The sequence below is a fragment of the Kribbella sp. NPDC050281 genome, assembly GCF_040655855.1.
Lineage (GTDB): Bacteria > Actinomycetota > Actinomycetes > Propionibacteriales > Kribbellaceae > Kribbella.
This window is the reverse complement of record NZ_JBFAKS010000062.1, coordinates 1-21,183: the sequence shown is the minus strand read 5'-3', so window position 1 is coordinate 21,183 and position 21,183 is coordinate 1. Positions and strand designations below refer to the sequence as shown.

At 67.9% G+C, this 21,183-nt stretch carries 17 protein-coding genes; 9 read left to right on the top strand and 8 right to left on the bottom strand.

Going from position 1 to position 21,183, the window contains the following annotated elements; all coding sequences use genetic code 11:
- Positions 1 to 48: 48 nt before the first annotated feature.
- Positions 49 to 1,299 carry an FAD-dependent monooxygenase gene (locus AB0I34_RS41215; RefSeq protein WP_360457126.1) on the bottom strand — a complete coding sequence of 417 codons (1,251 nt, stop codon included), beginning with the start codon at positions 1,297 to 1,299 and terminating at the stop codon, positions 49 to 51.
- 78 nt (positions 1,300 to 1,377) lie between these two features.
- Here AB0I34_RS41215 and AB0I34_RS41210 point away from each other — a divergent pair, with 78 nt between their 5' ends.
- Complete coding sequence (locus tag AB0I34_RS41210) at positions 1,378 to 1,941, top strand: helix-turn-helix domain-containing protein (RefSeq protein ID WP_360457123.1); 564 nt, start codon at positions 1,378 to 1,380, stop codon at positions 1,939 to 1,941.
- 65 nt (positions 1,942 to 2,006) lie between these two features.
- Here AB0I34_RS41210 and AB0I34_RS41205 read toward each other — a convergent pair whose 3' ends face one another.
- On the bottom strand, positions 2,007 to 2,579 hold the full coding sequence (locus AB0I34_RS41205) for a CGNR zinc finger domain-containing protein (protein WP_360457120.1): 573 nt from the start codon (positions 2,577 to 2,579) through the stop codon (positions 2,007 to 2,009).
- Between the two features lie 103 nt (positions 2,580 to 2,682).
- Between AB0I34_RS41205 and AB0I34_RS41200 the strand changes: the two genes are divergently transcribed.
- Positions 2,683 to 3,855, top strand: coding sequence for an epoxide hydrolase (locus AB0I34_RS41200; RefSeq protein WP_360457117.1), 1,173 nt, complete (start codon positions 2,683 to 2,685; stop codon positions 3,853 to 3,855).
- A 169-nt stretch (positions 3,856 to 4,024) separates the two neighbouring features.
- Here AB0I34_RS41200 and AB0I34_RS41195 read toward each other — a convergent pair whose 3' ends face one another.
- Positions 4,025 to 7,195: an FAD-linked oxidase C-terminal domain-containing protein gene (locus AB0I34_RS41195; RefSeq protein WP_360457114.1), complete on the bottom strand. Its 3,171-nt coding sequence runs from the start codon at positions 7,193 to 7,195 to the stop codon at positions 4,025 to 4,027.
- A 46-nt stretch (positions 7,196 to 7,241) separates the two neighbouring features.
- Here AB0I34_RS41195 and AB0I34_RS41190 point away from each other — a divergent pair, with 46 nt between their 5' ends.
- Entirely contained in the window at positions 7,242 to 7,970 is a 729-nt protein-coding gene (locus AB0I34_RS41190; protein WP_360457111.1) for a maleate cis-trans isomerase, read from the top strand.
- Positions 7,967 to 8,614 (top strand): GntR family transcriptional regulator, encoded by a 648-nt coding sequence (locus AB0I34_RS41185; protein WP_360457108.1) that lies wholly within the window; start codon positions 7,967 to 7,969, stop codon positions 8,612 to 8,614. The genes AB0I34_RS41190 and AB0I34_RS41185 overlap by 4 nt, the downstream gene beginning before the upstream one ends.
- An 18-nt stretch (positions 8,615 to 8,632) precedes the next feature.
- Here the strand turns inward: AB0I34_RS41185 and AB0I34_RS41180 are convergent, their stop codons facing one another.
- Together AB0I34_RS41180 and AB0I34_RS41175 are read right to left on the bottom strand one after the other, a co-directional pair.
- Positions 8,633 to 10,114: an NAD-dependent succinate-semialdehyde dehydrogenase gene (locus tag AB0I34_RS41180; protein ID WP_360457105.1), complete on the bottom strand. Its 1,482-nt coding sequence runs from the start codon at positions 10,112 to 10,114 to the stop codon at positions 8,633 to 8,635.
- Positions 10,114 to 10,284, bottom strand: a complete 171-nt coding sequence (locus AB0I34_RS41175; protein ID WP_360457102.1) for a hypothetical protein — start codon at positions 10,282 to 10,284, stop codon at positions 10,114 to 10,116. The genes AB0I34_RS41180 and AB0I34_RS41175 overlap by 1 nt, the downstream gene beginning before the upstream one ends.
- Before the next feature lie 80 nt (positions 10,285 to 10,364).
- Here AB0I34_RS41175 and AB0I34_RS41170 point away from each other — a divergent pair, with 80 nt between their 5' ends.
- Entirely contained in the window at positions 10,365 to 11,618 is a 1,254-nt protein-coding gene (locus AB0I34_RS41170) for an aspartate aminotransferase family protein (protein WP_360457100.1), read from the top strand.
- 10 nt (positions 11,619 to 11,628) lie between these two features.
- Here the strand turns inward: AB0I34_RS41170 and AB0I34_RS41165 are convergent, their stop codons facing one another.
- Positions 11,629 to 12,918 carry an MFS transporter gene (locus tag AB0I34_RS41165; protein WP_360457097.1) on the bottom strand — a complete coding sequence of 430 codons (1,290 nt, stop codon included), beginning with the start codon at positions 12,916 to 12,918 and terminating at the stop codon, positions 11,629 to 11,631.
- A 188-nt stretch (positions 12,919 to 13,106) separates the two neighbouring features.
- Between AB0I34_RS41165 and AB0I34_RS41160 the strand changes: the two genes are divergently transcribed.
- The 3 genes from AB0I34_RS41160 to AB0I34_RS41150 are packed head-to-tail and all read left to right on the top strand — an operon-like array spanning position 13,107 to position 16,475.
- A complete protein-coding gene (locus AB0I34_RS41160) occupies positions 13,107 to 14,267 on the top strand; it encodes an amidohydrolase family protein (protein ID WP_360457094.1) in 1,161 nt (386 codons plus the stop codon).
- 48 nt (positions 14,268 to 14,315) lie between these two features.
- Positions 14,316 to 15,638: an amidase family protein gene (locus AB0I34_RS41155; protein WP_360457091.1), complete on the top strand. Its 1,323-nt coding sequence runs from the start codon at positions 14,316 to 14,318 to the stop codon at positions 15,636 to 15,638.
- 24 nt (positions 15,639 to 15,662) lie between these two features.
- A complete protein-coding gene (locus AB0I34_RS41150) occupies positions 15,663 to 16,475 on the top strand; it encodes a MerR family transcriptional regulator (RefSeq protein WP_360457088.1) in 813 nt (270 codons plus the stop codon).
- On the opposite strand, the gene AB0I34_RS41145 is transcribed toward AB0I34_RS41150, so the two are convergent.
- Entirely contained in the window at positions 16,476 to 17,801 is a 1,326-nt protein-coding gene (locus AB0I34_RS41145; protein ID WP_360457166.1) for an MFS transporter, read from the bottom strand. It lies immediately after the preceding gene.
- 912 nt (positions 17,802 to 18,713) lie between these two features.
- Entirely contained in the window at positions 18,714 to 19,424 is a 711-nt protein-coding gene (locus AB0I34_RS41140) for a TetR/AcrR family transcriptional regulator (RefSeq protein WP_360457085.1), read from the bottom strand.
- 103 nt (positions 19,425 to 19,527) lie between these two features.
- On the opposite strand from AB0I34_RS41140, the gene AB0I34_RS41135 reads away from it, so the two are divergent.
- Entirely contained in the window at positions 19,528 to 21,066 is a 1,539-nt protein-coding gene (locus tag AB0I34_RS41135) for a DHA2 family efflux MFS transporter permease subunit (RefSeq protein ID WP_360457082.1), read from the top strand.
- Positions 21,067 to 21,183: the final 117 nt, after the last annotated feature.

The following is a 21,183-nucleotide window of genomic DNA, read 5'->3' as shown; positions in this document are numbered from 1 at the left end:
TGTCAACAATCCGACGACTCAGTCGCCGGGCGGGGCGGCGTGCATTCATCACTCCACCCTGCTGCCTCCGGGGTTGACCCGGCTTCCTGATGCGGTTGAGGCCGCCTGGTAATTGTCGACAGTCATGGAGTTGTACACGCGTGCGCTCTTGGTAGTGAGGCGGAGGAGCGCCCGGCTAGGCCCCGCAGGCAGGGCGGAGATCAATCGGGAGCCCTGAGCCAGTCCCGAAACGCCGAGACGCGACGTGGGGATCAGAGTCTTCGCCGCGCTCAGCCCAACCGCGCGACTGGCGCGCACATGCTCAGCCATGGCGCGTTCATAGGCAGGGAAGGCGCGCTCGTGGTCGCCACCGGCCCGCGCCAACTCACCGGCGAAGACGTACGCGCCGACGACGGCCAAGGTGGTGCTGCCGCCGACAGCCGGGCCGGGGCAGTACCCAGCGTCGCCGACGAGCGTCACCCTCCCCCGCGACCAGGTGTCCATGCGGAGCTGGGTGATCGAGTCGAAGTAGAACGCCGGCGTACGGTCGAGCTCGTCCAGCCAGCGGTCCACCTCGGGGTGCATGCCCTCGAACGCACCGCGCAGCAGGTCCTTCTGGCGGCGTACGTCGCGGTGGTGGTACTCCAGCTCGCCCTCGCTACGGAACAGGAACAGAGCTCGCGCGTCGCCGAGATGCGGCGCGCCGTACATGCCGACCGTGCGGCCGACGCCGACGTGGATGAGGAGCTCACGGTCGAGGCCGGCGGTGTTGGGCAGGTTCAGGACCCCGAGGTACGCCCCGATGTACGAGCTGAACTGGGACTCGTCGCCGAAGACGAGGCGGCGCACGTTGGAGTGCAGGCCGTCCGCACCGACGACGAGGTCGAAGCGGCGTGGCTCGGCGTTCTCGAACCGCACCTCGCCGTCGGGCGAGATCTCGGTGATCGAGTCGCCGAAGACATACTCGACGTCGTCGCAGGCAGCGTCGTAGTAGATCTCGCTGAGGTCGTCGCGCATCACCTCGACGTGCCGCTCAGAGGCGGCGCTGAAGATCTTCGCGAGGTTGACCCGGACGGGACGCCGTACGCCCTCTCGGTAGAGGGTCATCCGGTTCGTGCCGGTGGCCCGCTCCTCGACGCGCGGGAGCACGCCCATCTTCTCCGAGATGTCCATCGCGGGCCGGAACAGGTCGACCGCGTGGCCGCCGGTCTTGCGCAGAGCCGGCGAGCGTTCGACGACGGTGACGGAGAAGCCGTGTCTGGTGAGCCAGTACGCCAGGACCGGACCGGCGACGCTGGCGCCGGAGATGAGAATCCGCATGAGCATGCCTCCCTTACTTAACGGTCGGTAAGCTTAGCATGGTTACTTACCTATCGTTAAGTCAGATATGCTGACGGCATGCCTCGTCCCTCGGACACCAAGCAGCGGATCCAGGAGGTCGCCCGCGAGCTCTTCGCCCAGAAGGGCGTGCAGCGGACCAGCCTGCAGGAGATCGCCGACCGGCTGGCCATCACGAAGCCGGCGCTGTACTACCACTTCTCCTCCCGCGAGGAACTGGTCCGCAGCATCGTGCAGCCGATCATCGACGAGGAAGAGGCCTTCCTGGTGGCTCAGGAGGCGCTGGGCGAGGTCGAGCCGCGCGCCCTGCTGGAGGGGTACTTCGACTTCCACTACCGCAATCGGCGAGAGATCGTGCTGATGCTCAGCGAGCTGACCACACTCGCCGACCTGGGCCTGATCGATCTCGTGCTGGAGTGGCGCGGACGGTTGGGGAAGCTGCTGCACGGCCCCGACCCCACGCTGGAGCAGGCCGCCCGGGCCGTCATCGCCTTCGGCGGCATCCAAGACTGCACGATCCAGTTCGCCGGCGTCCCACAGGACGAGCTCCGCCGCGTGGCCGTAGACGGTGCCCTCGCAGCCCTCGACATCAAGCCGCGACGCAAAGCCGCCCATCGCATTTGAGGGTGTCGGTGGGGCCTGAATCCACCGGTTTCAAGCAAGCTCCGCGCGATGTACCGAGGTGACGATCACTCCGCTGAGCTGGGGTTGCGCCGCCTGGCGTTGAAGCGCGCCTTCTTCTCACGATTACCGCACGTGCCCATGTCACACCATCTGCGGGTGCGACTTTGGCTGGTGTCGAAGAAGGCGGCTTGGCAGGTCGGCGATGCGCACAAGGCCAGTTTTCCGTCTCGTTCGCCCGCGATGATGCTGATCGCATCGGCGGCGATCACGCTGAGGGCGTCTTCCACGCAGGAAGCCGAGCTGAGCCGCCATCGCCGCTTACCCTCGGGCGTCAGGACAGCCGCGGCCCGACCCTGAGCGCTGCAGTCATTGATGACTTGAACGGCAGCTGCAGGGAGAGCGTCCTGGATCGCGGCCGCTGTCGCGGCGGCGTGAATCGACTCCCTTAGTTCCCGAGCGAGGTCGAGCTGGGCACTGGTGCAGGAGTCCACGGCGAGGCCGCTTACTGCCAGCCAGTCGACGAGCCGCTGCGGCGTGGGAATGCGCTCCACGGCGTCACCCTGACGCTCCGACAGAGTCCCCGTGAAGCTGGTCGCCAGCACGGCGCCGAGGCGAAAGTCAGGGAACTCAGCACGCATGGAACCACCTTAGCAGGTTGCGCTCCGGCAGAACGGCATGCTAGAACCGTCTTAGCCGGTTCGCGTTGGAGTGCAGCCGGTTCCGCGATGGCTAGGAGGTCTCATGCCCCGTCCAACCAGCGACGTACAAGCATTCGAAGCCCACGCAACCAACGCTGACCTCGACGATCTGCGCGCGCGATTGGCCGCGGCGCGGCTACCGGAGGCCGAGACGGTCTATCGCGCCGCGCCCGACCCTCGCCGATGGGATCAGGGCGTTCCTCTCGCCGACCTCGTCGATCTCGTGACCTACTGGCGCACCGGATACAACTGGCGGTCGTTCGAAGAGCGCCTCGACCGGATCGGCCAGTTCCGCACGACCATTGATGATCTGGGAATCCATTTCCTGCACCGCCGATCCGCGCGCGGAGATGCCACTCCTCTGATCTTGACGCACGGATGGCCAGGCAGCATTGCCGAATTCGTCGATGTCGTCGACGAGCTGGCAGATCCGAGCGATGCGAACGCGCCGGCGTTCCACGTCGTGGTTCCATCGCTACCAGGCTTTGGTTACAGCGATAAGCCGGCCACCACCGGGTGGGGAACCGAAAAGATCGCGGCCGCCTGGGTGGAGCTGATGGGAAGGCTCGGCTACAGCAAGTTCGCAGCCCACGGTGGCGACTGGGGAGGCAATATCACCACGGTTCTCGCCGGCAGGTTCCCGGAGCACGTTCTCGGCATCCACACAACATTTGCGGAGGGACCACCCGGGTTGACAACGGACGGGCTGACGGCGGTCGAGCGCAAGTGGACCGAGGAAACCCGCGACTTCTGGCGCAACCGTGCGGCGTACGCGAAGCAGCAGGCGACCCGGCCGCAGACCATCGGCTATTCGCTCGTCGACTCACCGGTCGGGCTTCTCGCCTGGATCCTTGACAAGTTCGCCGAGTGGTCAGATACCGAAGACAGCCCGTTCGAGAGGATTTCCAGAGACAGGATTCTTGACGACGTCACCCTGTATTGGCTGACGCGGACCGGCGCATCGTCGGCTCGCATTTACTACGAAAGCCACAACTCACTGGACCCCGAACTTCGCGTCGACGTCCCGACGGCAATCAGTATGTATCCCCGCGACATCGAGAAGTATCCGCGCGCCTGGGCGCAGGAGCGGTATCGACAGATCGTCCGATGGAGGTCGCCCGAAAGCGGGGGACATTTCCCGTCGCTGGAGGTTCCCGAGTATTTCGTCAAAGATCTGCAAGAGGGCCTCGCGGCAGTGCTCGCCGCCAATCGGTGAGCGCGGCTCGGTGCCGGGTCTCGATCACCGCCTGATCCGGCTCACGGCGTTGCCCGACCGCTTCGAGACCTGAGTTCATCGAGACGGCAGAACGTGGTCGGGCCGGCGGGTGGCGCCGTTTGGCGATCTGAGTACGGCGGCGCAGGCGGCGCACGAACGGCGCGATCGGTCAGCCGTCCGTTGCCTGGGGTAGGGCTGCGGCCAGGAGTTCGGCGAGGTGGCGGGGGTGGCGGGTGGTGCCGTGGGTGATCTGGGTGCGGCAACTGAAGCCGTCGGCGAGTACTGCGGTTGCCTCGGGCAAGGAACGTACGGCGGGGAGCAGGACGCGCTCGCCGATCGCCTTCGAGACCGCGTAGTGATCGCGCTCGAATCCGAAGTTGCCGGCCAGTCCGCAGCAACCGGAGTCGGGGACGGTCGCGTCGATCCCGGCCGCGGCCATCAGCCGACGGTCGGCGTCGAAGCCGAGCGCGGCGTGCTGGTGGCAGTGCGTCTGCACCAGTGCTTCTCCCCCGACCTGCGGCGGTTCCCACTCGGCCTCGGCGAGCAGCTCGGCGAACGTGCGGGTGGCCTTCGCAGCCTGGTCGGCAAGTGGATTGTCGGCAATCAGATCCGGTGCGTCGTGGCGGAGTGCCGCCGTACAGCTCGGTTCGAGGCCGACGATCGGCGTACCGGCGGCCAGATGCGGCTCGAGGGTCTTGAGTGATCGAGTGAGCACGCGTCGGGCCTTCTTCAGTTGGCCCGTCGAGATCCAGGTCAGCCCACAGCAGACCGGCCTGTCCGGCAGCACCACCTCGAACCCAGCCACCTCCAGCACCTCAACCGCAGCCCGCCCGATCTCAGGCGCCAGGTAGTTCGTGAACGTGTCCGGCCACAGCACAACCTGTTGTCCACCGGTCGACAATCCCCTGCCGCGCTTGGCGAACCAGCTCGTGAAGGTCTCCGAAGCGAACGTAGGCACAGCGCGCTCGGCCGCGATTCCGCCCAGCTTCTTGACCAGACCGAGGCCGGCAACCTTGTTGGCCAACGCAGGCACCGGCGAGGCGAGCCGGGCCCAGAGTGGGAGCCAGCCCATCGACCAGTGCGACATCGGCCGCGCCCATGGACGGCGCGCGTAGTGATGCTGAGTGAACTCCGCCTTGTACGTCGCCATGTCGACGTTCACCGGACAATCGGACAGACATCCCTTGCAGGACAGGCAGAGGTCGAGACCATCGCGGACCTCGGTCGATCGCCATCCGTCCGCGATGACATCACCCTGCAGCATCTCCCACAGCAGATGCGCGCGGCCGCGGGTCGAGTGCAGTTCATCCTTGGTGACCTGATAGCTCGGGCACATCACGCCACCCGAGCTCTGCCGGCACTTGCCGATCCCGACGCACCGGCGCTGCGCCTGGGCGAAGTCGTTGTCGTCATCCGGGTACGCGAAGACTGTCAACAATCTGCGGTCCTTCGCCGGACCGTCATGCCGGATCGCCAGGTCCAGGGGCGGCGGGTCGACGATCATCCCGGGGTTCATCACCCGCGCCGGGTCCCAGATCTCCTTGAGTTCCGCGAACAGTCGCACACCGTCGACGCCGTACATCCGACTGAGCAACTCACCCCGCACTCGGCCGTCACCATGCTCTCCGGACACCGAACCGCCGAGCTCGACCACGAGGTCGGTGGACTGCTCGACAAACTCGCGGTACGTCGCAAGGCCGCGCGCACTGAGCAGGTCGAAGTCGATCCGCATGTGCATGCAGCCCTCACCGAAATGCCCGTACGACGCTCCGGACAGACCGTGCCGCCCCATCACCTCGTCAAGCCCGCGAAGGTAGTCCCCCAACCTCTCCGGCGGTACGGCGGCGTCCTCCCAACCGCCCCACGCCTCCGCCCCGTCAGCCCGCCGCGTCGCCAGCCCCGCAGCATCGGTCCGGCAACGCCACAACACAGCCTGCGCCCCCGGATCAGTAACCAACGAAGCCGTCGGAAACCGCCCGCCCCCACCCACAGACAAGCCCGCCCCATCGCCCCTCCCCCTCCCCCTCCCGCCAGAGGTTCCACTCCCGCCGCCCCCGCTCCCGCCAGGGGTTCCACTCCCGCCCCCGCTCCCGCCAGGGGTTCCACTCCCGCCCCCGCTCCCGCCAGGGGTTCCACTCCCGCCCCCGCTCCCGCCAGGGGTTCCACTCCCGCTCCTGCTCCTCTCGGCGCTTCCGATCCCGCTGCTGGGGGCGGGGCTGGGGCTGGTGTTGAGCGGTGTCGTGCTTGTTGATGCGGTGTTGCGGAGGTCGTCGAGCATGATTCGGGCGGCAGCGGCGGCGGAGTGTTCGTCCTCGCCGCCCATCTCGATCAGGAGCCAGGCGTTGCCCTCCGGCAGACCGGCGCGCACCGCGGCATCGCGGACCTCGCGCGGCAGGCGTTCGACCAGGTCGCTGTTGATGGACTCCATCGTGAGCGGGCCGTGCCGCAGCACGATCGGCACGCAGTCGGCCGAACTGATCGAGTCACCGAACCCGAGCACACACAAAACCTTTGCCTTCGGCAACTCGGTCAACGCCACCGTCGCCCGCAGCGTCGCCGCGAGCCCACCTTCGCTCCCGGTCAACAATCCGGCCACGTTGTACCCGTACTCCGGCAGCAGCCGATGCAACGCGTACCCCGAGATCTGCCGCGTGAACTGCCCGAACCGTCGCCGGATCAGCAGTTCATGCCGGTCGACAAACCCCTGCAGCGCGCGATGCAGCTCCCCCTCCCGCCCCGGCCGCGCCGCACACTCCGCGCGGTCCGCAGTGGAATCCACTGTCATCCTGGTGCCGTCAGCAAGCAGCACATCCAGCGAGCGCAGATTGTCGGCAGTCGTCCCCCACGCCACCGAATGCGCACCACACGCATTGTTGGCAATCATCCCGCCCAACGTCGCCCGGCTCCCCGACGACGGATCCGCCCCGAACGCCAGCCCGTACGGCTTCGCTGCAGCCAGCAGATCAGTCAGTACGACGCCCGGCTCTACCACCGCGGTCCGCGTCGCCGGATCGATCTCCAGAATGCGATTGACGTGACGGGACGCATCGATCACCACGCCACCGATCGCATTGCCCGCCATCGACGTACCGCCGCCACGCATCACCACCGGAGCGCCGGCCGCCGCGGTCAGCGCCACCGCCGTCGCCAGGTCCTCGGCATCCGCGGGTACGACGACCAAGTCGGGGACGGCGCGGTAGTTCGAGCCGTCCGCCGCGTACAGCGCCCGGGTCCGCCGGTCGTCCGCGACCATACCCCGCAGTTCCCGGCGCAGCCCGGTCACCAACCGCGGGACGTCGTACGCGACATCTCCGGTGCCGGAGCTCTCACGGGTTAGCATTGTCGACAATCTACCTATTGCGACGCGGGTCAGCCAGGAGGTCGGAATGGTCACGGTGGGGCTGCTCTATCCCGGGCACAGCGCGGAGGACGACTACCCGGCGCTCGAGGCGCGGCTCGACGGTGCGGTCCGGCTGCCGGTCGTGATCACGTCGGTGGGCGAGGACGCGCACCGGATCGACGCCCTGCTTGACCTCGGCCGCGCCGAGCGGCTCGCCGAAGGTGCCTCGGAGCTCGCGGCCGAAGAGCCGGACGCGGTGATGTGGGCGTGTACGTCGGGCAGTTTCGTCTTCGGCGCCGAGGGCGCCCGCAACCAGGCGTCCGGTGTCGCCCAGGCCATCGGCGTACCGGCGTCCTCCACCTCGATCGCGTTCGTGGACGCGTGCCGCGCGCTCGGCGTACGGCGGGTCGCGGTGGCGGCGTCGTACCCGGAGGACGTGGCGCAGCACTTCGTCCGATTCCTGACCGGCGGCGGAGTCGAAGTGGTGTCGATGGGCAGCCACGGAATCATCACCGCGGCCGAGGTCGGGACGCTCGCGCCGGACCGGGTGATCGCGATGGTGAAGGCCGCCGACCACCCGGACGCCGAGGCGATCCTGGTGCCGGACACCGCGATGCACACGCTGGAGATTGTCGACGATCTCGAGACCGCGGTCGGCAAGCCGGTACTGACCGCGAACCAGGTGACGGTCTGGAAGGGACTCGACTTGCTCGGCCAGGTACCTTCTCTGCCAGGTCTGGGAAGTTTGTTTGCCTCAAGGGGGACGGAAGTGTGACCAGTTACATCGAGCCGCTGGCCCAGGAGTCGACGCCGAGCATCATCGCCGACAAACTGCGCAAGGCCATCGGCCACGGGGAGCTCAAGCCGGGCACGCAGCTCGGCGAGGCGGACCTCGCCCGCAAGCTCGGCGTCAGCCGCGGACCTCTGCGGGAGGGCATGCAGCGGCTGACGCAGGAAGGGCTGCTGGTCGCGATTCGCAACCGCGGCCTGTTCGTGATCGACATGACCGCGGACGACGTCCAGGACATGTACCTGGCCCGCGAGGCGATCGAGCGCGCCGCCGCCCGCAAGATCATGTTGGGCGACCACAAGGCCGCCGGCGAACAACTGCTCGCCATCGTCCACGAGATGGCCGCAGCCGAAGGCGACCCGGCGGCCGTCGGCGAGCTCGACATCGCGTTCCACGAACGCCTGGTCGAGCTGGCCGGCAGCTCCCGGCTGTCCCGGATGCACCGGACGTACATCACCGAGACCCGCATGTGCATCCACGCCCTCGAGGAGACCTACACGACGTCCGAGGTTCGCGTCGGCGAGCACGAGCGCCTGGCCGAAGCCATCCGCAACGGCGATGGTCTGCACGCCGACGATCTGCTCATCGCCCACATGGACGACGCCATCGCTCGCCTCACATCGCGGTAGAGGCCGGTTCCTTCGCGATCAGGGCATCGCGATGCCGATGTACTTGGTCTCGAGGAACTCCTCGATGCCGACGGAGCCGCCCTCTCGGCCGAGGCCGGATTGCTTGACGCCACCGAACGGGGCGGCGGGGTTGGAGACGACGCCCTGGTTGAGGCCGACCATGCCGGTCTCGAGGGACTCTGCGATGCGGAGCGCGCGGCGGAGGTCGTTGGTGAACACGTAGGCGACCAGGCCGTACTCGGTGTCGTTGGCGGCCGCCAGCGCCTCGTCGTCCGTCGTGAACGGCGTCAGCGGCGCGACCGGGCCGAAGATCTCCTGGTCGGCCATCGCGGCATGCCGGGGTACGCCGGTGAGCACCGTCGGCGGATAGAAGTAACCGTTGCCCGGGGCAACCTCTCCCCTGGTGAGGACGGTGGCGCCGCGGTCGACTGCATCGGCGACCAGCGACTGGACCTTGGTGAGACCGGCCTCGTCGATCAGCGGTCCGACCTTGACATCGGGCTCGGTGCCGCGACCAACCGTCAGCGCTGACATCTTTGCCGCGAGACGGTGCCCGAACTCGTCGATGACCGAGGCATGCACGAAGATCCGGTTGGCCGCCGTACACGCCTCGCCCATGTTGCGCATCTTGGCCGCGATCGCACCATCGACCGCCTCGTCCAGATCCGCGTCCTCGAACACCAGGAACGGCGCGTTGCCGCCGAGTTCGAGGGACGTCCGCAGGACCTTCTCGGCGCACTGCTCCAGCAGGACCCGCCCGACCCGCGTGGAGCCGGTGAACGACAGCTTGCGAGCCAGCCCGGACCTGATCAGCGGCTCCATCACGCCGCCCGCGTCCATCGCAGTGACGCAGTTGACCGCACCTGCCGGTACGCCGGCCTCCGCGAGGATCCTCATCAGCGCGAGCATCGACAGCGGTGTCTGGTGCGCGGGTTTGATCACGCTCGTGCAGCCGGCCGCGATCGCCGGGCCGAGCTTGCGGGTGCCCATCGCCATCGGGAAGTTCCACGGGGTGATGAGCAGGCAGGGGCCGACCGGCTGCTTGGTGATCAGGAAGCGGGCGTTGCCGGCGGGGGCAGTCTGGTACCCGCCGTCGATCCGGACCGCCTCGCCCGCGAAGTGCCGGAAGAACTCGGCCGCGTACGCGATCTCGCCGCGCGCCTCCGCGAGCGGCTTGCCCATCTCGAGCGTCATCAGCAACGCCAGATCGTCGACACGCTCCATCAGCAGCTGGTACGCCGCCGTCAGCATGTCCGAACGTTCGCGGGGTGATGTCTTGGCGAACGCCGGCTGCGCCGCGACGGCCGCCTCGAGCGCGGCCCGCCCGTCGGACGGTGTCGCGTCGGCTACCGCACAGAGCACCTCGCCCGTCGACGGATCGACCACGTCGAACGTCGTACCGCCCTCCGCATCGGTCCACTTGCCGTCGATGAAGAGGCGCTTCTCAACCGCCTCGACGACTCGAGCCTCGTCGCCAGACACATCCCGCCCGCCATCCATCACTCCGCCCCCATCCCGCTCACCAACCACCGCTCCGCCCTCGCGCCGCCCGGCACCCCGGCCTCACGCCGCACAGCGACCACGACCCCGGTCTCGCCACGCCCGGCGACCACCGCCCCGGTTGCATACCGGTCGGCTTCTATTGCGTTGGTTGCGTTCCGCTCGGTCATTCGCACCCCTTCACCGGTTTCGACACCTGAGATACGCTGATTGTCGACAATCTACCAGTCGACATCTGGAGGGGAAGTCCGTGGCCGAGCTCTCGCAGATCCTGAAACAGGCGACCGGAGTCGTCGCCGCCCGCGGTGAGGGCGTGCAGCTGTTCGACGAGGACGACCGCCGGTATCTCGACTTCACGGCCGGCATCGGCGTGACGTCGACCGGGCACTGCCATCCCCGCGTGGTGGCGGCTGCCCAGGAGCAGGTCGGCAAGATCATCCACGCGCAGTACACGACCGTGATGCACCGGCCGCTACTGACACTCGTCGACCGCCTCGGCGAGGTCCTCCCCCAGCACCTCGACCGAATGTTCTTCGCGAACTCCGGCAGCGAGGCGATCGAAGCCGCGCTGCGCCTCAGCCGGCAGGCGACCGCACGGCCGAACGTCATCGTGTTCCACGGCGGCTTCCACGGCCGGACCGTTGCTGCGGCATCGATGACGACCTCCGGGACGAAGTTCCGGTCCGGCTTCAGTCCGTTGATGGCCGGCGTACACGTCTCGCCGTTCCCGGACCCGGGCCACTTCGGCTGGCCGGTCGAGCAGGCGACAGACTTCGCGCTGAGCCAGCTCGACTACGTCCTCCAGACCTTGAGTGCGCCGGCCGACACTGCCGCCTTCTTCGTCGAACCGGTGCTCGGTGAGGGCGGCTACGTCCCGGCGAACGAGCGGTTCTTCGCCGGCCTGCGGGAACGCGCCGACGAGCACGGGATCCTGCTGGTTGTCGACGAAGTACAGACCGGATTCGGGCGGACCGGGAAGTTCTGGGGTGGCGATCACTTCGGTTCGCAGCCGGACATCCTGGTCACGGCGAAGGGGCTCGCGTCCGGCTTCCCGTTGTCGGGCATCGCAGCCCCGTCGGCGTTGATGGAAAAGGCGTGGCCCGGCTCGCAGGGCGGGACGTACGGCGCGAACGCGGTCGCGTGCGCGGCGGCGGTGGCGACGCTGGACGTGATCCAGGACGAGGGCCTGGTGCAGAACTCGGCCGAGCGCGGTGCTCAGCTCAAGCAGGCTTTGCAACTGGTGGCGGACAAACACGAGCAGATCACCGACGTGCGTGGGCTCGGGTTGATGGTCGGCAACGAGTTCCGTGACGCCAACGGCAAACCCGACCCGGTCACGGCAGCCGCCGTACAGCAAGAGGCCGCCCGCCGAGGACTCCTCTTGCTGACCTGCGGAGCCTGGAGCCAGGTAGTCCGCTTCATCCCCGCCCTCGTCGTCACCCCGGACGAGATCGACGAAGCCGCCACCATCTGGTCCGACGCAGTCTCCGCCGTCACCACCTGACCCACACTTGTCAGGCGCGGTAGGCGGGGAAGTCGCGCAAGGTGCGGATTGGCGTGGCCAGCGGGATCATGCGGGTGCAGGCGAACAGGACAGCCAGCGCCCACATGGCGGTGCGGATTCCGAAGGCGGTCGCCAACGCTCCGCCGGTCACCGCGCCGAGCGGACCTGTGCCGAAGACAAGGAACCGAGAGCTCGCGGTGACCCGGCCGAGCAGCTGAACGGGCACGTAGTTGCCCCGGAACGTGGCGGTGATGATATTCGAGACTGTGGAGCCGGTCAGCACCACGAGAGATCCGGCCGCGAACAGCGACAGCCGCCAACCGGGACCGGCTGCCGGAAGGAGCAGGATGAACGGCGCGATCGCGAGATTCGCTACCAGGTAAGCGCGCGCGTTGCCGAAGCGCCGCACAATCCGCGACGCGAACACGGCGCCCAGGATGCCGCCGACGCTGCTCGCACCGATCACCAATCCCACGGTGCCTGCACTCGCGCCCTCTGTACGCACCAGGTAGACAATCCGCAGTGCGGTCAACCCCATCATCGCGAAGTTGCCGATCGCCGCCATCGCCGTCATGGCCACCAGGAAACTCTCGCGCCGGATGAACCCGAAACCCTCGGCGATCTGCCGGAACACGCCCAGCTCACCGGTCCGGTCTCGCTGCGCCTCTGGCCCGACTCGCAGTCCCGCCAAGCAGATCGCCGAGACCAGGAACGTCAGCGCGTCGATGAGGACCCCGCAGACCGCGCCCGCCACCTGTGCCAACAGCCCTCCCAGGCCCGGACCGGCGAGCTCGGCCGCCGAGGCGCTGGTCTGCAGTTTGGAGTTGCCCTCGAGCAGATCCTCGGAGGCCAGCAGATGGGGCAGAAACGCGTTGTACGCCAGGTCGAAGAACACCTTGGCGATACCGGCGAGCAGCGCTGCCGCCAGCAGCATGCCCATGGTGAGTACTCCGGTCCACGCCGCGATCGGGACACCGGCCAGCACCACCGCCGACACGAGATCGGCGGCCAGTAGAACGCGTCGACGCGGCCAACGGTCGACCCACGCGCCGGCCGGAAGCCCGATCACCAGAAACGGCACCCAGTTCGCCGCTGTCAGTAGCGCCACCATGCTGGTGCCGGCGTGGAGGGTGGTCACCGCCACGAGGGGCAGGGCCACAGTCGTGATGGCCGAGCCGAATCCGCTGGTTGACTCGCCGACCCAGAACAAGCCGAAGTTCCGCGTCCGCAGCAGACCACCAACCGGCCTACGTCCTGGTCCGGGCGTGCGCTCGTGCGTGGCAACGGTCTCGGCGTTCATGCAACCGTCTCTTCTCCTGCTCCACGGATCTCGGCAACGAATTCGACCGAGCGGCAAGTTACTACGACCGTCATCGAACTTGCGACCGGTTTTCGGAGTCAGGCCTCCAAGGCACCGCTCTCACCTGAGCGCGATGCGGGCAGCGGTGAGCCGTTCCCAGCGGCCCTTGAGGTTGCGACGATTCGGGAGTGACTGGTCGCCTGCTGCTCCATTCCGGATCCGTGCTCGATGTCGCGTCTGGTGATGTGCGGGCGGCGGACGTCGTACTCGCCGACGATCGGATTGTCGACGTCGGATCAGGGTTGGATGGGGACGAGGAGGTCGACTGTTCCGGTGGGTTGCTGCTGCCCGGGCTGATCGACTGCCACACGCACATCTGTCTCACGCAGATGCTGAGCGATGCGGACGGCCTGCCACAGTCGACTCGGCCGCTGTCCGCCGTACCCGTACTCCGGACCTTGCTGAGCCTTGGCATCACCACGATTCGCGATGCATGGGGAGCCGATGCCGGCGTACCGCTCGCAGTCGAGCGCGGGTGGATCGAGGGGCCTGAGGTGCTGATCAGCCTCCGCCAGGTGTGTACGACGGGCGGCATCGGCGATCTGTGGGCAGCGGACCTCGGGCCGGTCGACTACTTCGGCGATCCGTCGATGCCGGACCCGGTGTTCGACGGCGCGGACGGAGCGCGGGCCGTCGTACGGCGGATGGTGCGGGCCGGAGCGGACTGGATCAAGCTCACTGCGACCGGGTCGTTGGCGCTCGGGACCGGTGTGCATGACGTCCAGTTGACTGTCGACGAGATGACGGCGCTGGTGGACGAAGCACGCCGGCAGGGCGATCGCCGGGTCATGGTGCACGCCCACGGCGCGCGGGCAGCCGAAGTGGCGGCGCGGGCCGGCGCGGCGAGTATCGAGCACGGGACGTACCTCGACGAGGCCGCTGTTGAGGCGATGGCTGCATCCGGCACGTACTACGTGCCCACATTGTCGACAACCCAACCAGATCCTGAGCGTGCCCCCGACGGCGCTCCGGAGGCGCACCGTAAGTCGGTCAGGCTCGCGCTCGATGCGGGGGTGCCGATCGCGATGGGCACCGACAATCCAGTACGCCCGCACACCGAAGTACTGCGGGAGCTTGAGCACCTGGCGGCGGCCGGCCTGGGCGATGCCGGAGCGTTGCGCGCGGCAACAATCGACGCCGCCCGGCTGCTCGGGCTCTCGGACGACCGCGGCGAGATCTGCGCGGGTAAGCGCGCAGACCTGGTGCTGATCGACGGCACGGACCTGGGCTGTACGTCGCTGGAGTCCCGCATCCGGACGGTGTTCCACAACGGGCGTGCGGTCGGTTGACCCTCCCGTTGACCCTGACACTGTGTCAGACCGTAGACAATCCGCATGATGACAACAGCAACCGAGATCGCCCGCCGGATTCGGGCCGGTGAGGTGACGTCGCGCGAGGTCACGGAGCAACTGCTGGCGCGGATCGCGCACGACGACAGTGTGAACGCGGTGGTCGAGACGAGGGCGGAGTTCGCTCTGCGGAGTGCGGATGCAGCTGATGCGGCGATTGCGGACGAGCGTGAGGTCGGTCCGCTGCACGGCGTACCGATGACGATCAAGGAGTGTTTCAACGTCGCGGGCCTTCACACGACCTGGGGCAATCCGGCGTTCGCGGAGTACGTCGCGGATCAGGATGCGGTCGTGGTGGAACGGCTCAGTCGGGCCGGCGCGATCATTGTCGGCAAGAGCAATGTCCACACGATGCTCGCGGACTTCGGACAGACCACGAACGAGATCTACGGGCGGACGAACAATCCAGCGGATCCCACCCGCACTCCAGGCGGCTCGAGCGGAGGCGGCGCGGCCGCGCTCGCCGCGGGCCTGAGCTACCTGGAGTACGGGTCGGATCTGGTCGGGTCGATCCGGCTGCCAGCGGCGTACTGCGGTGTCTATGGGCTGAAGCCGACCGTTGGGCTGGTCCCGCAGCAAGGCTTCCAGGTGCCGGGGCCGCCGGAAGTGCCGAGCGAGTTCCCGAACTTGTCGACAATCGGACCACTCTCGCGATCGGCCGCCGACCTGCGGACAGCGCTGCGAGTGACCGGCGGCCCGGCCGCACCGTTCTCCTGGGAACTGCCCCGATCGCGCCACAGCCGGCTCGCGGACTTCCGGGTCGGCGTGGTGACCGACCATCCCGCCGCGCCGGTGTCGAGTGAGGTAGGCGACGTGCTGTCGGCGACGGTCGATCGGATCGGCCGGAGCGGTGCGAAGATCGTCGAGGGCTGGCCCGACGGTGTCGATCCTTGGGACCAGGCCGAGGCCTTCGGATCGCAGGTCGAACTGTTCTTCGCACTGCACGGCGGCGAGCCGTCATCGCTGAGTCTCGCCGAGGCGATCGAGCAGGAGCGGCGGAGAATGGGCGCGCGGATGAAGTGGCAGCAGTACTTCGAGGAGGTCGATGTGTTCCTGTGCCCCGCCAGCTTCACCGCGGCGTTTCCCCATGACGACCGGCCGTTCGAGGAACGCACCATCACGACGTCGTACGGCGAGCAGCGGTACGACGCCCAGGTGTTCTGGATCGCGCACGCCTCACTGACCGGGCATCCCGCACTCAGCATGCCGATCGGGCAGACACCGGACGGGCTGCCGGTCGGCGCACAGGTGATCGGTCCGTGGCACGAGGACGACACCGCGATCACGTTCGCCGAACTTGTGGCTGGTTGACGTCACCACGGAAGGAGTCGGACATTGTTCGCGATCGGAGAGTTTGCGCGGCATGGACGGGTGTCGATCCGCATGTTGCGACACTACGACGCGATCGGACTGCTGCGGTCGGCGTACGTCGATCCGGCGAGCGGCTATCGCAGCTACACCGCCGGGCAACTCGCCGACCTCAACCGGATCGTCGCTCTGAAGGATCTCGGGTTCTCGCTCGAGCAGGTACGGACAATGGTCGCCGACGAGATCAGCCCGACCGAACTGCAAGCATTGTTGACAATCCGACGCGCGGAGCTTGAGTCCACTGTTGCCGAGAGCTACGCCCGGCTCGCGCAGGTCGAGTCACGCCTGCGCGGCATCGAAACTGACCTCCCCAGCGCCGATGTGGTGATCAAGGAGCTGGCGGCCGTCCGGCTGGTCGGACTGACCACCACCGCCGCGAGCTTCACGCCCGCGGACATCAGCCCGGTGGTCCATCCGCTCTGTGCCGAACTCGGCCGCCGGCTCCCCCAGGCCGCCGTCCGGCCATCCGGCCACTTGACCTGTCTGTACGAACGCTCCCACCAGGCCGAGGACGAAGTCGTCGTCCGCGCGACTGTTCCGGCAGCGATCGATGCCGAGGGCAACCTCAACGGCCTGGAGGTCATCGACCTGCCCGCGGTACGTGCGGCGACGCTGGTGCATCGCGGACCGATCGACCAAGTGCTGCCCGCGTGGCAGGCGCTGGCTCGCTGGATCGACGACAACGGCCATCGGTCCAGCGAGCCTGCGCGGGAGCTCTACCTCGACTGCCCGGACGATCCGGACGGTTGGGTCACCGAACTGCAGGAGCCGATCGAGTAGTCAGGCTCTCGCCGGCTCGGGTTCCAGAGCGACCGGGGGCGGCGCCCCTTCGGTGCCTGGAACGGCAGTGCCGTTGAGCGGACAGCGGGTGGTTTCGGGGACCTTGACGAGGGCGATGGCGCCGATGATGCAGGCGGCCATCATGTAGTACGCCGGCATCAGGGCGTTGCCCGTCTTCGCGGTGAGCCAGTCGTTCACGGCGGGCGCCGTACCTCCGAACAAGGAGGTTGACACGTTGTAGGCGATCGCGAAACCGGCGTACCGGACATGAGTCGGGAACATCGCCGGGAAGGTCGCCGAGATCGTCGCGAGCTGCGGGACGTACAGCAGACCGAGCACCGCGAAGCCGACGATCGCGCCGAGCATGTTCGTCCCCATCAGGAGGAACATCGGCGTCCCGAAGACGAACAACCCGGCCAGCGAGACCCACCACAGCGGCTTGCGGCCGACCCGATCCGATAGTCGGCCGGCGAACGGCAGGAAGATCATCATTGTCAACATTCCGATGATCGGCACGATCAGCGACTCGTCCGCGGTGAGCTTGATCTCGCTCTCGAGGTACGTCGGCATGTACGTCAGCAGCGTGTAGTTGACGACGTTCAGGGCGACGACCATGCCACCGAGCCGGAGGATCGGCCGCCAGTAGCCGGCCAGCAGGTCCCTGAACTGGTGCGTTGTCTGCTCTTCCTTCTGACCCTTCGCCTCGAGTTCGCGGAAGACGGGCGTGTCCTCGAGACGCGACCGCAGGTAGACACCGACCAGGCCGAGCGGCGCGGCCACCAGGAACGGCAGGCGCCAGCCCCACGCGTGCATCTTCTCGTCGCCGAGCACCAGCGAGAAGAACAGCATCAGCAGAGCACCGGCGGAGAATCCGGCCAGCGTTCCGAACTCCAGGAAGCTGCCGAGGAATCCACGCCTGCGACTCGGGGCGTACTCGGCCATGAAGGTCGCGGCACCGCCGTACTCACCACCAGTCGAGAAGCCCTGGATCATCCGGAGCACGACCAGCAGCGTCGGCGCCCACAGTCCGATCGAGTCGTACGACGGGACCAGGCCGGCGAGCAGCGTCGCGCCGGACATCATCAGGATCGTGATCGCCAGCACGTGCTTGCGGCCGAGTCGGTCACCCAACGGCCCCCAGACCAGACCACCAAGCGGCCGGACCAGGAACGAGACGGCGAATGTCAGCAATGCGAGCAGCGTCGCGCTCTCGGTGTCGCCTGGGAAGATCGCTGCCGAGATGTAGGTCACGCCATAGGCGTAGATGCCGTAGTCGAACCACTCGGTCGCGTTCCCGATCGCCGATGCGGCGATCGCCCGCTTCAGTACGCCGGGCGGCGGCTCAGAATCAACCGAAGCCCGCGAATCACCCGACCACCCGCCACCCCCGGACGCACCGCCACCCCCGGAGGCACCGCCACCACTTGACGCACCGCCACCACCCGACCGTCCGCCACCCCCGGACGCACCTCCACCACCTGACGCACCGCCACCACCTGACGGACCGCCACTGGACGCACCGCCTCCACCTGACGGACCACCTCCGCCTGGCGATCGGCCCCCGCCCGGACTGTTGACGGGCGGCCGGCTCTCGACGGGTGTGTTCCTGAGCGGCTGGGGCCCGACTGGCGGTTGGGTCTCGGCGTCCACGGTGTCCTCCTGTCGTCACACGGCCTCACCCGGGTGCCCACCTCACGCCTTCGGCACACACTGACGGCCAGGTCGTAGTTTTGTTGACAATCCGAACATTAACCATGTGCATTAGTGAACAGCAAGGAGTCACACGTAGTCGACTACTAATTGCCAGTCGGTAACACACGGACAGGCCGTCGGCAGCACGCGACGGCCTCGCCGGAACGCTCAACCAAACTGGCGCGAAACCCGGGACGTTCCAGCGGAGGCGCGCGCAGACGCTCGCAGTGGACCAGCGGTGGCACCCGGCGGACCGGCCGAGGCGCGGGCGGACGCTCGCAATGGACCGGCGGAGGCGCGGGCCGACGGTCGGAGTGGATCAGCGGAGGCGCGGGCGGGCGCTCGGAGTGGATCAGCGGAGGCTCGCGGTGGACCAGCGGTGGCATCCCGCGGACCGGCGGGGGCGCTCGGAGCTGGGGCGGTCGGGTGCGCGGCGAAATACCCGGCGCGCCGGACCGATCTGGCGATGCTCGACCCGACCTGGAGGCTGCGGTAGCTCCTCCCGGCGGACCGCAGTAGCTGCCGCTCACGGAGAGCCGGAGGGCGTCAGGCCTTTTCGGCCAGGGCGGCTAGGCCTGCTGTGATGACGGTTATGCCGAATTCGAAGCGTTCGTCGCCGGTGGTGCCGGAGGTCAGGGCGCCGGCCAGGGCGAGGGTGAAGGGAAAGCGGTCAGCCGGGAGGGACTCGAAGTACGTGCGCAGGCCGCCGACGAGGCTTTCGATGTCTTCGGGGGTCCAGGCCCAAGCGCCCTGGACGGACTCTTCGAAGGCGATCGCGGTGACGTAGAGCGGGATCAGGTCGACCGCCCACGCGGCTGCCTGGTCGGGAAGATTCCCGGCCTTGAGGATGGCCAGGAACCGTTCGGTGCTGAGCAGGGCCTGCTCCCCCAGCGGCACCTGGCCGATCGCCGCCCGGGCGACGCCGGGGTTCGCGCGCATCACGCGGAGCATCTCGCGCATCGCGTCCTTCAACTGCTCCTGCCAGCGTTCCGGATCCGCTGTCTCCGGGAGCCGCATGTCCGAGGCCGCGCGGTCGACGAGGAGTTGATCGAGTTCCTTCTTGTTCGCGACGTGGGCGTAGAGCGAGGCGGGTCCGGTGCCGAGGACCTGGGCGACCTTGCGCATCGAGACGGCGTCGTACCCCTGATCGACCAGTACGTGCATGGCCGCGTCGACGATCCGGTCCCGGGTGAGCGGTTCCTTCGGGGTGCGGGTGGGCTTCGCGGGGCTGATCGGCTGCCAGGGCGACTGGGTCATGGGACCACTGTAGCGAACACCGTACTTGACAGGAACAGTGTTCGTGAGTAGAACAGTGTTCGTTAACGAACACCGTTCGCGCCACGTCCTCCAGGAGCCACCGATGAGCACCTCAACCACCACCCCACCGGAGCCACCGGCCACCCAGACCGCCACCTCCACGGCCACGAGCAACGCCGCCCAAGCCACCGCGAAGACCGCACCTGGCACCGTCGGCCCGATAACCACCTCCAACGCGACGAGCGGTACGCCGTACAAGTGGCGCTGGATCGTGCTCGCGACCGTGCTGATCGCAGAGATCATGGATCTTGTCGACGCGACGATTGTCAACATTGCGGCGCCGTCGATCCGGGCCGAGCTCGGCGGGTCCGAGTCCGCGATGCAGTGGATGCTGGCCGGCTACACGCTCGCCTTCGCGATCGGGCTGATCAGCTTCGGCCGGCTCGGCGATCTGGTCGGTCGCCGGCGGCTGTTCTTGATCGGAGCGGTCGGCTTCACGGTCGCGTCCGCGGTCTGCGGGTTCGCCACCTCACCGGAACTGCTGATCGGCAGCCGGGTCGCACAGGGACTGCTCGGCGCGGTGATGATCCCGCAGGGGTTCGCGATCCTGAAGGCGGTCTTCCCGGCGGAAGAGATCGGCAAAGCGTTCGCGATGTTCGGTCCGGTGATGGGATTGTCTGCAGTCGCCGGCCCGATCCTCGCCGGTGTGCTGATCGACGCGAACTGGTTCGACGCCGGCTGGCGGATGATCTTCTTCATCAACGTCCCGATCGGCATCGCCGCCCTGGTCGGCGCGCTCCGGTTCATGCCCGAGGTGAAGACGCCCGGCGCGTCCCGGCTCGACACCGCAGGCGTCGTACTGGTCAGCCTGGCGTCCGGGCTGCTGATCTACCCGCTGGTCCAGGGCCGCGAGCTCGGCTGGCCGGCCTGGTCGATCGCGATGATGGTCGCGTCCATCGGGGTGTTCGCACTGTTCGTCTGGCGTGAGCGCCGCTCCGGCAACCCGGTCATCGACCCGTCGCTGTTCCGCAGCCGCGGGTACGTCGCCGGCCTCGCCGTCATCACCACGTTCTTCCTCGCGATGTCCGGCTTCACGCTGGTCTTCAACCTCTTCACCCAGCTCGGTCTGCACTACAGCCCGCTGAAGGCCGGCCTTGCGATGGTGCCGTTCTCGCTCGGCATCGCGATCGGCGCACCGCTGTCCGGCGGCCTGCTTGCACCGAAGTTCGGGCGCAAGGCGCTGCAGCTCGGGGTCGCGGTGATGACTGTCGCGATGGGCGGCGTGTGGCTCACCCTGCACACGTACGGCGACGCGACCACGATCTGGAACCAGGTCCCGGCAACCCTCGCGACCGGTATCGGTGCCGGACTGGTGTTCGCCCCGCTCTTCGACATCATCCTGGCGTCGATCGACGACCAGGCGGCGGGTTCGGCGTCCGGCGTACTGACAGCGATGCAGCAGTTCGGCGGTGCGATCGGGGTCGCGGTGATCGGCACGATCTTCTTCCAGCTGCTACCGGCGCATGCGTTCCTCGGCGCCACCAAAACCGCGGTACTGGTCGCGATCGGGATGTTCCTGGTCAGCCTCGCCGTCACCTGGCTGCTACCGAAGCGCGCCCGCGAAGGCACGCCCGCGCACTGAACGACGGCGGGTTGCTCGACGACCGGAGCGGGTCCGGACACGACGAAGCCCCCGGCACCAACCGGTGCCGGGGGCTTCGAGGAGGCTCAGTTGAACGAGTCGCCGCAGGCGCAGGAG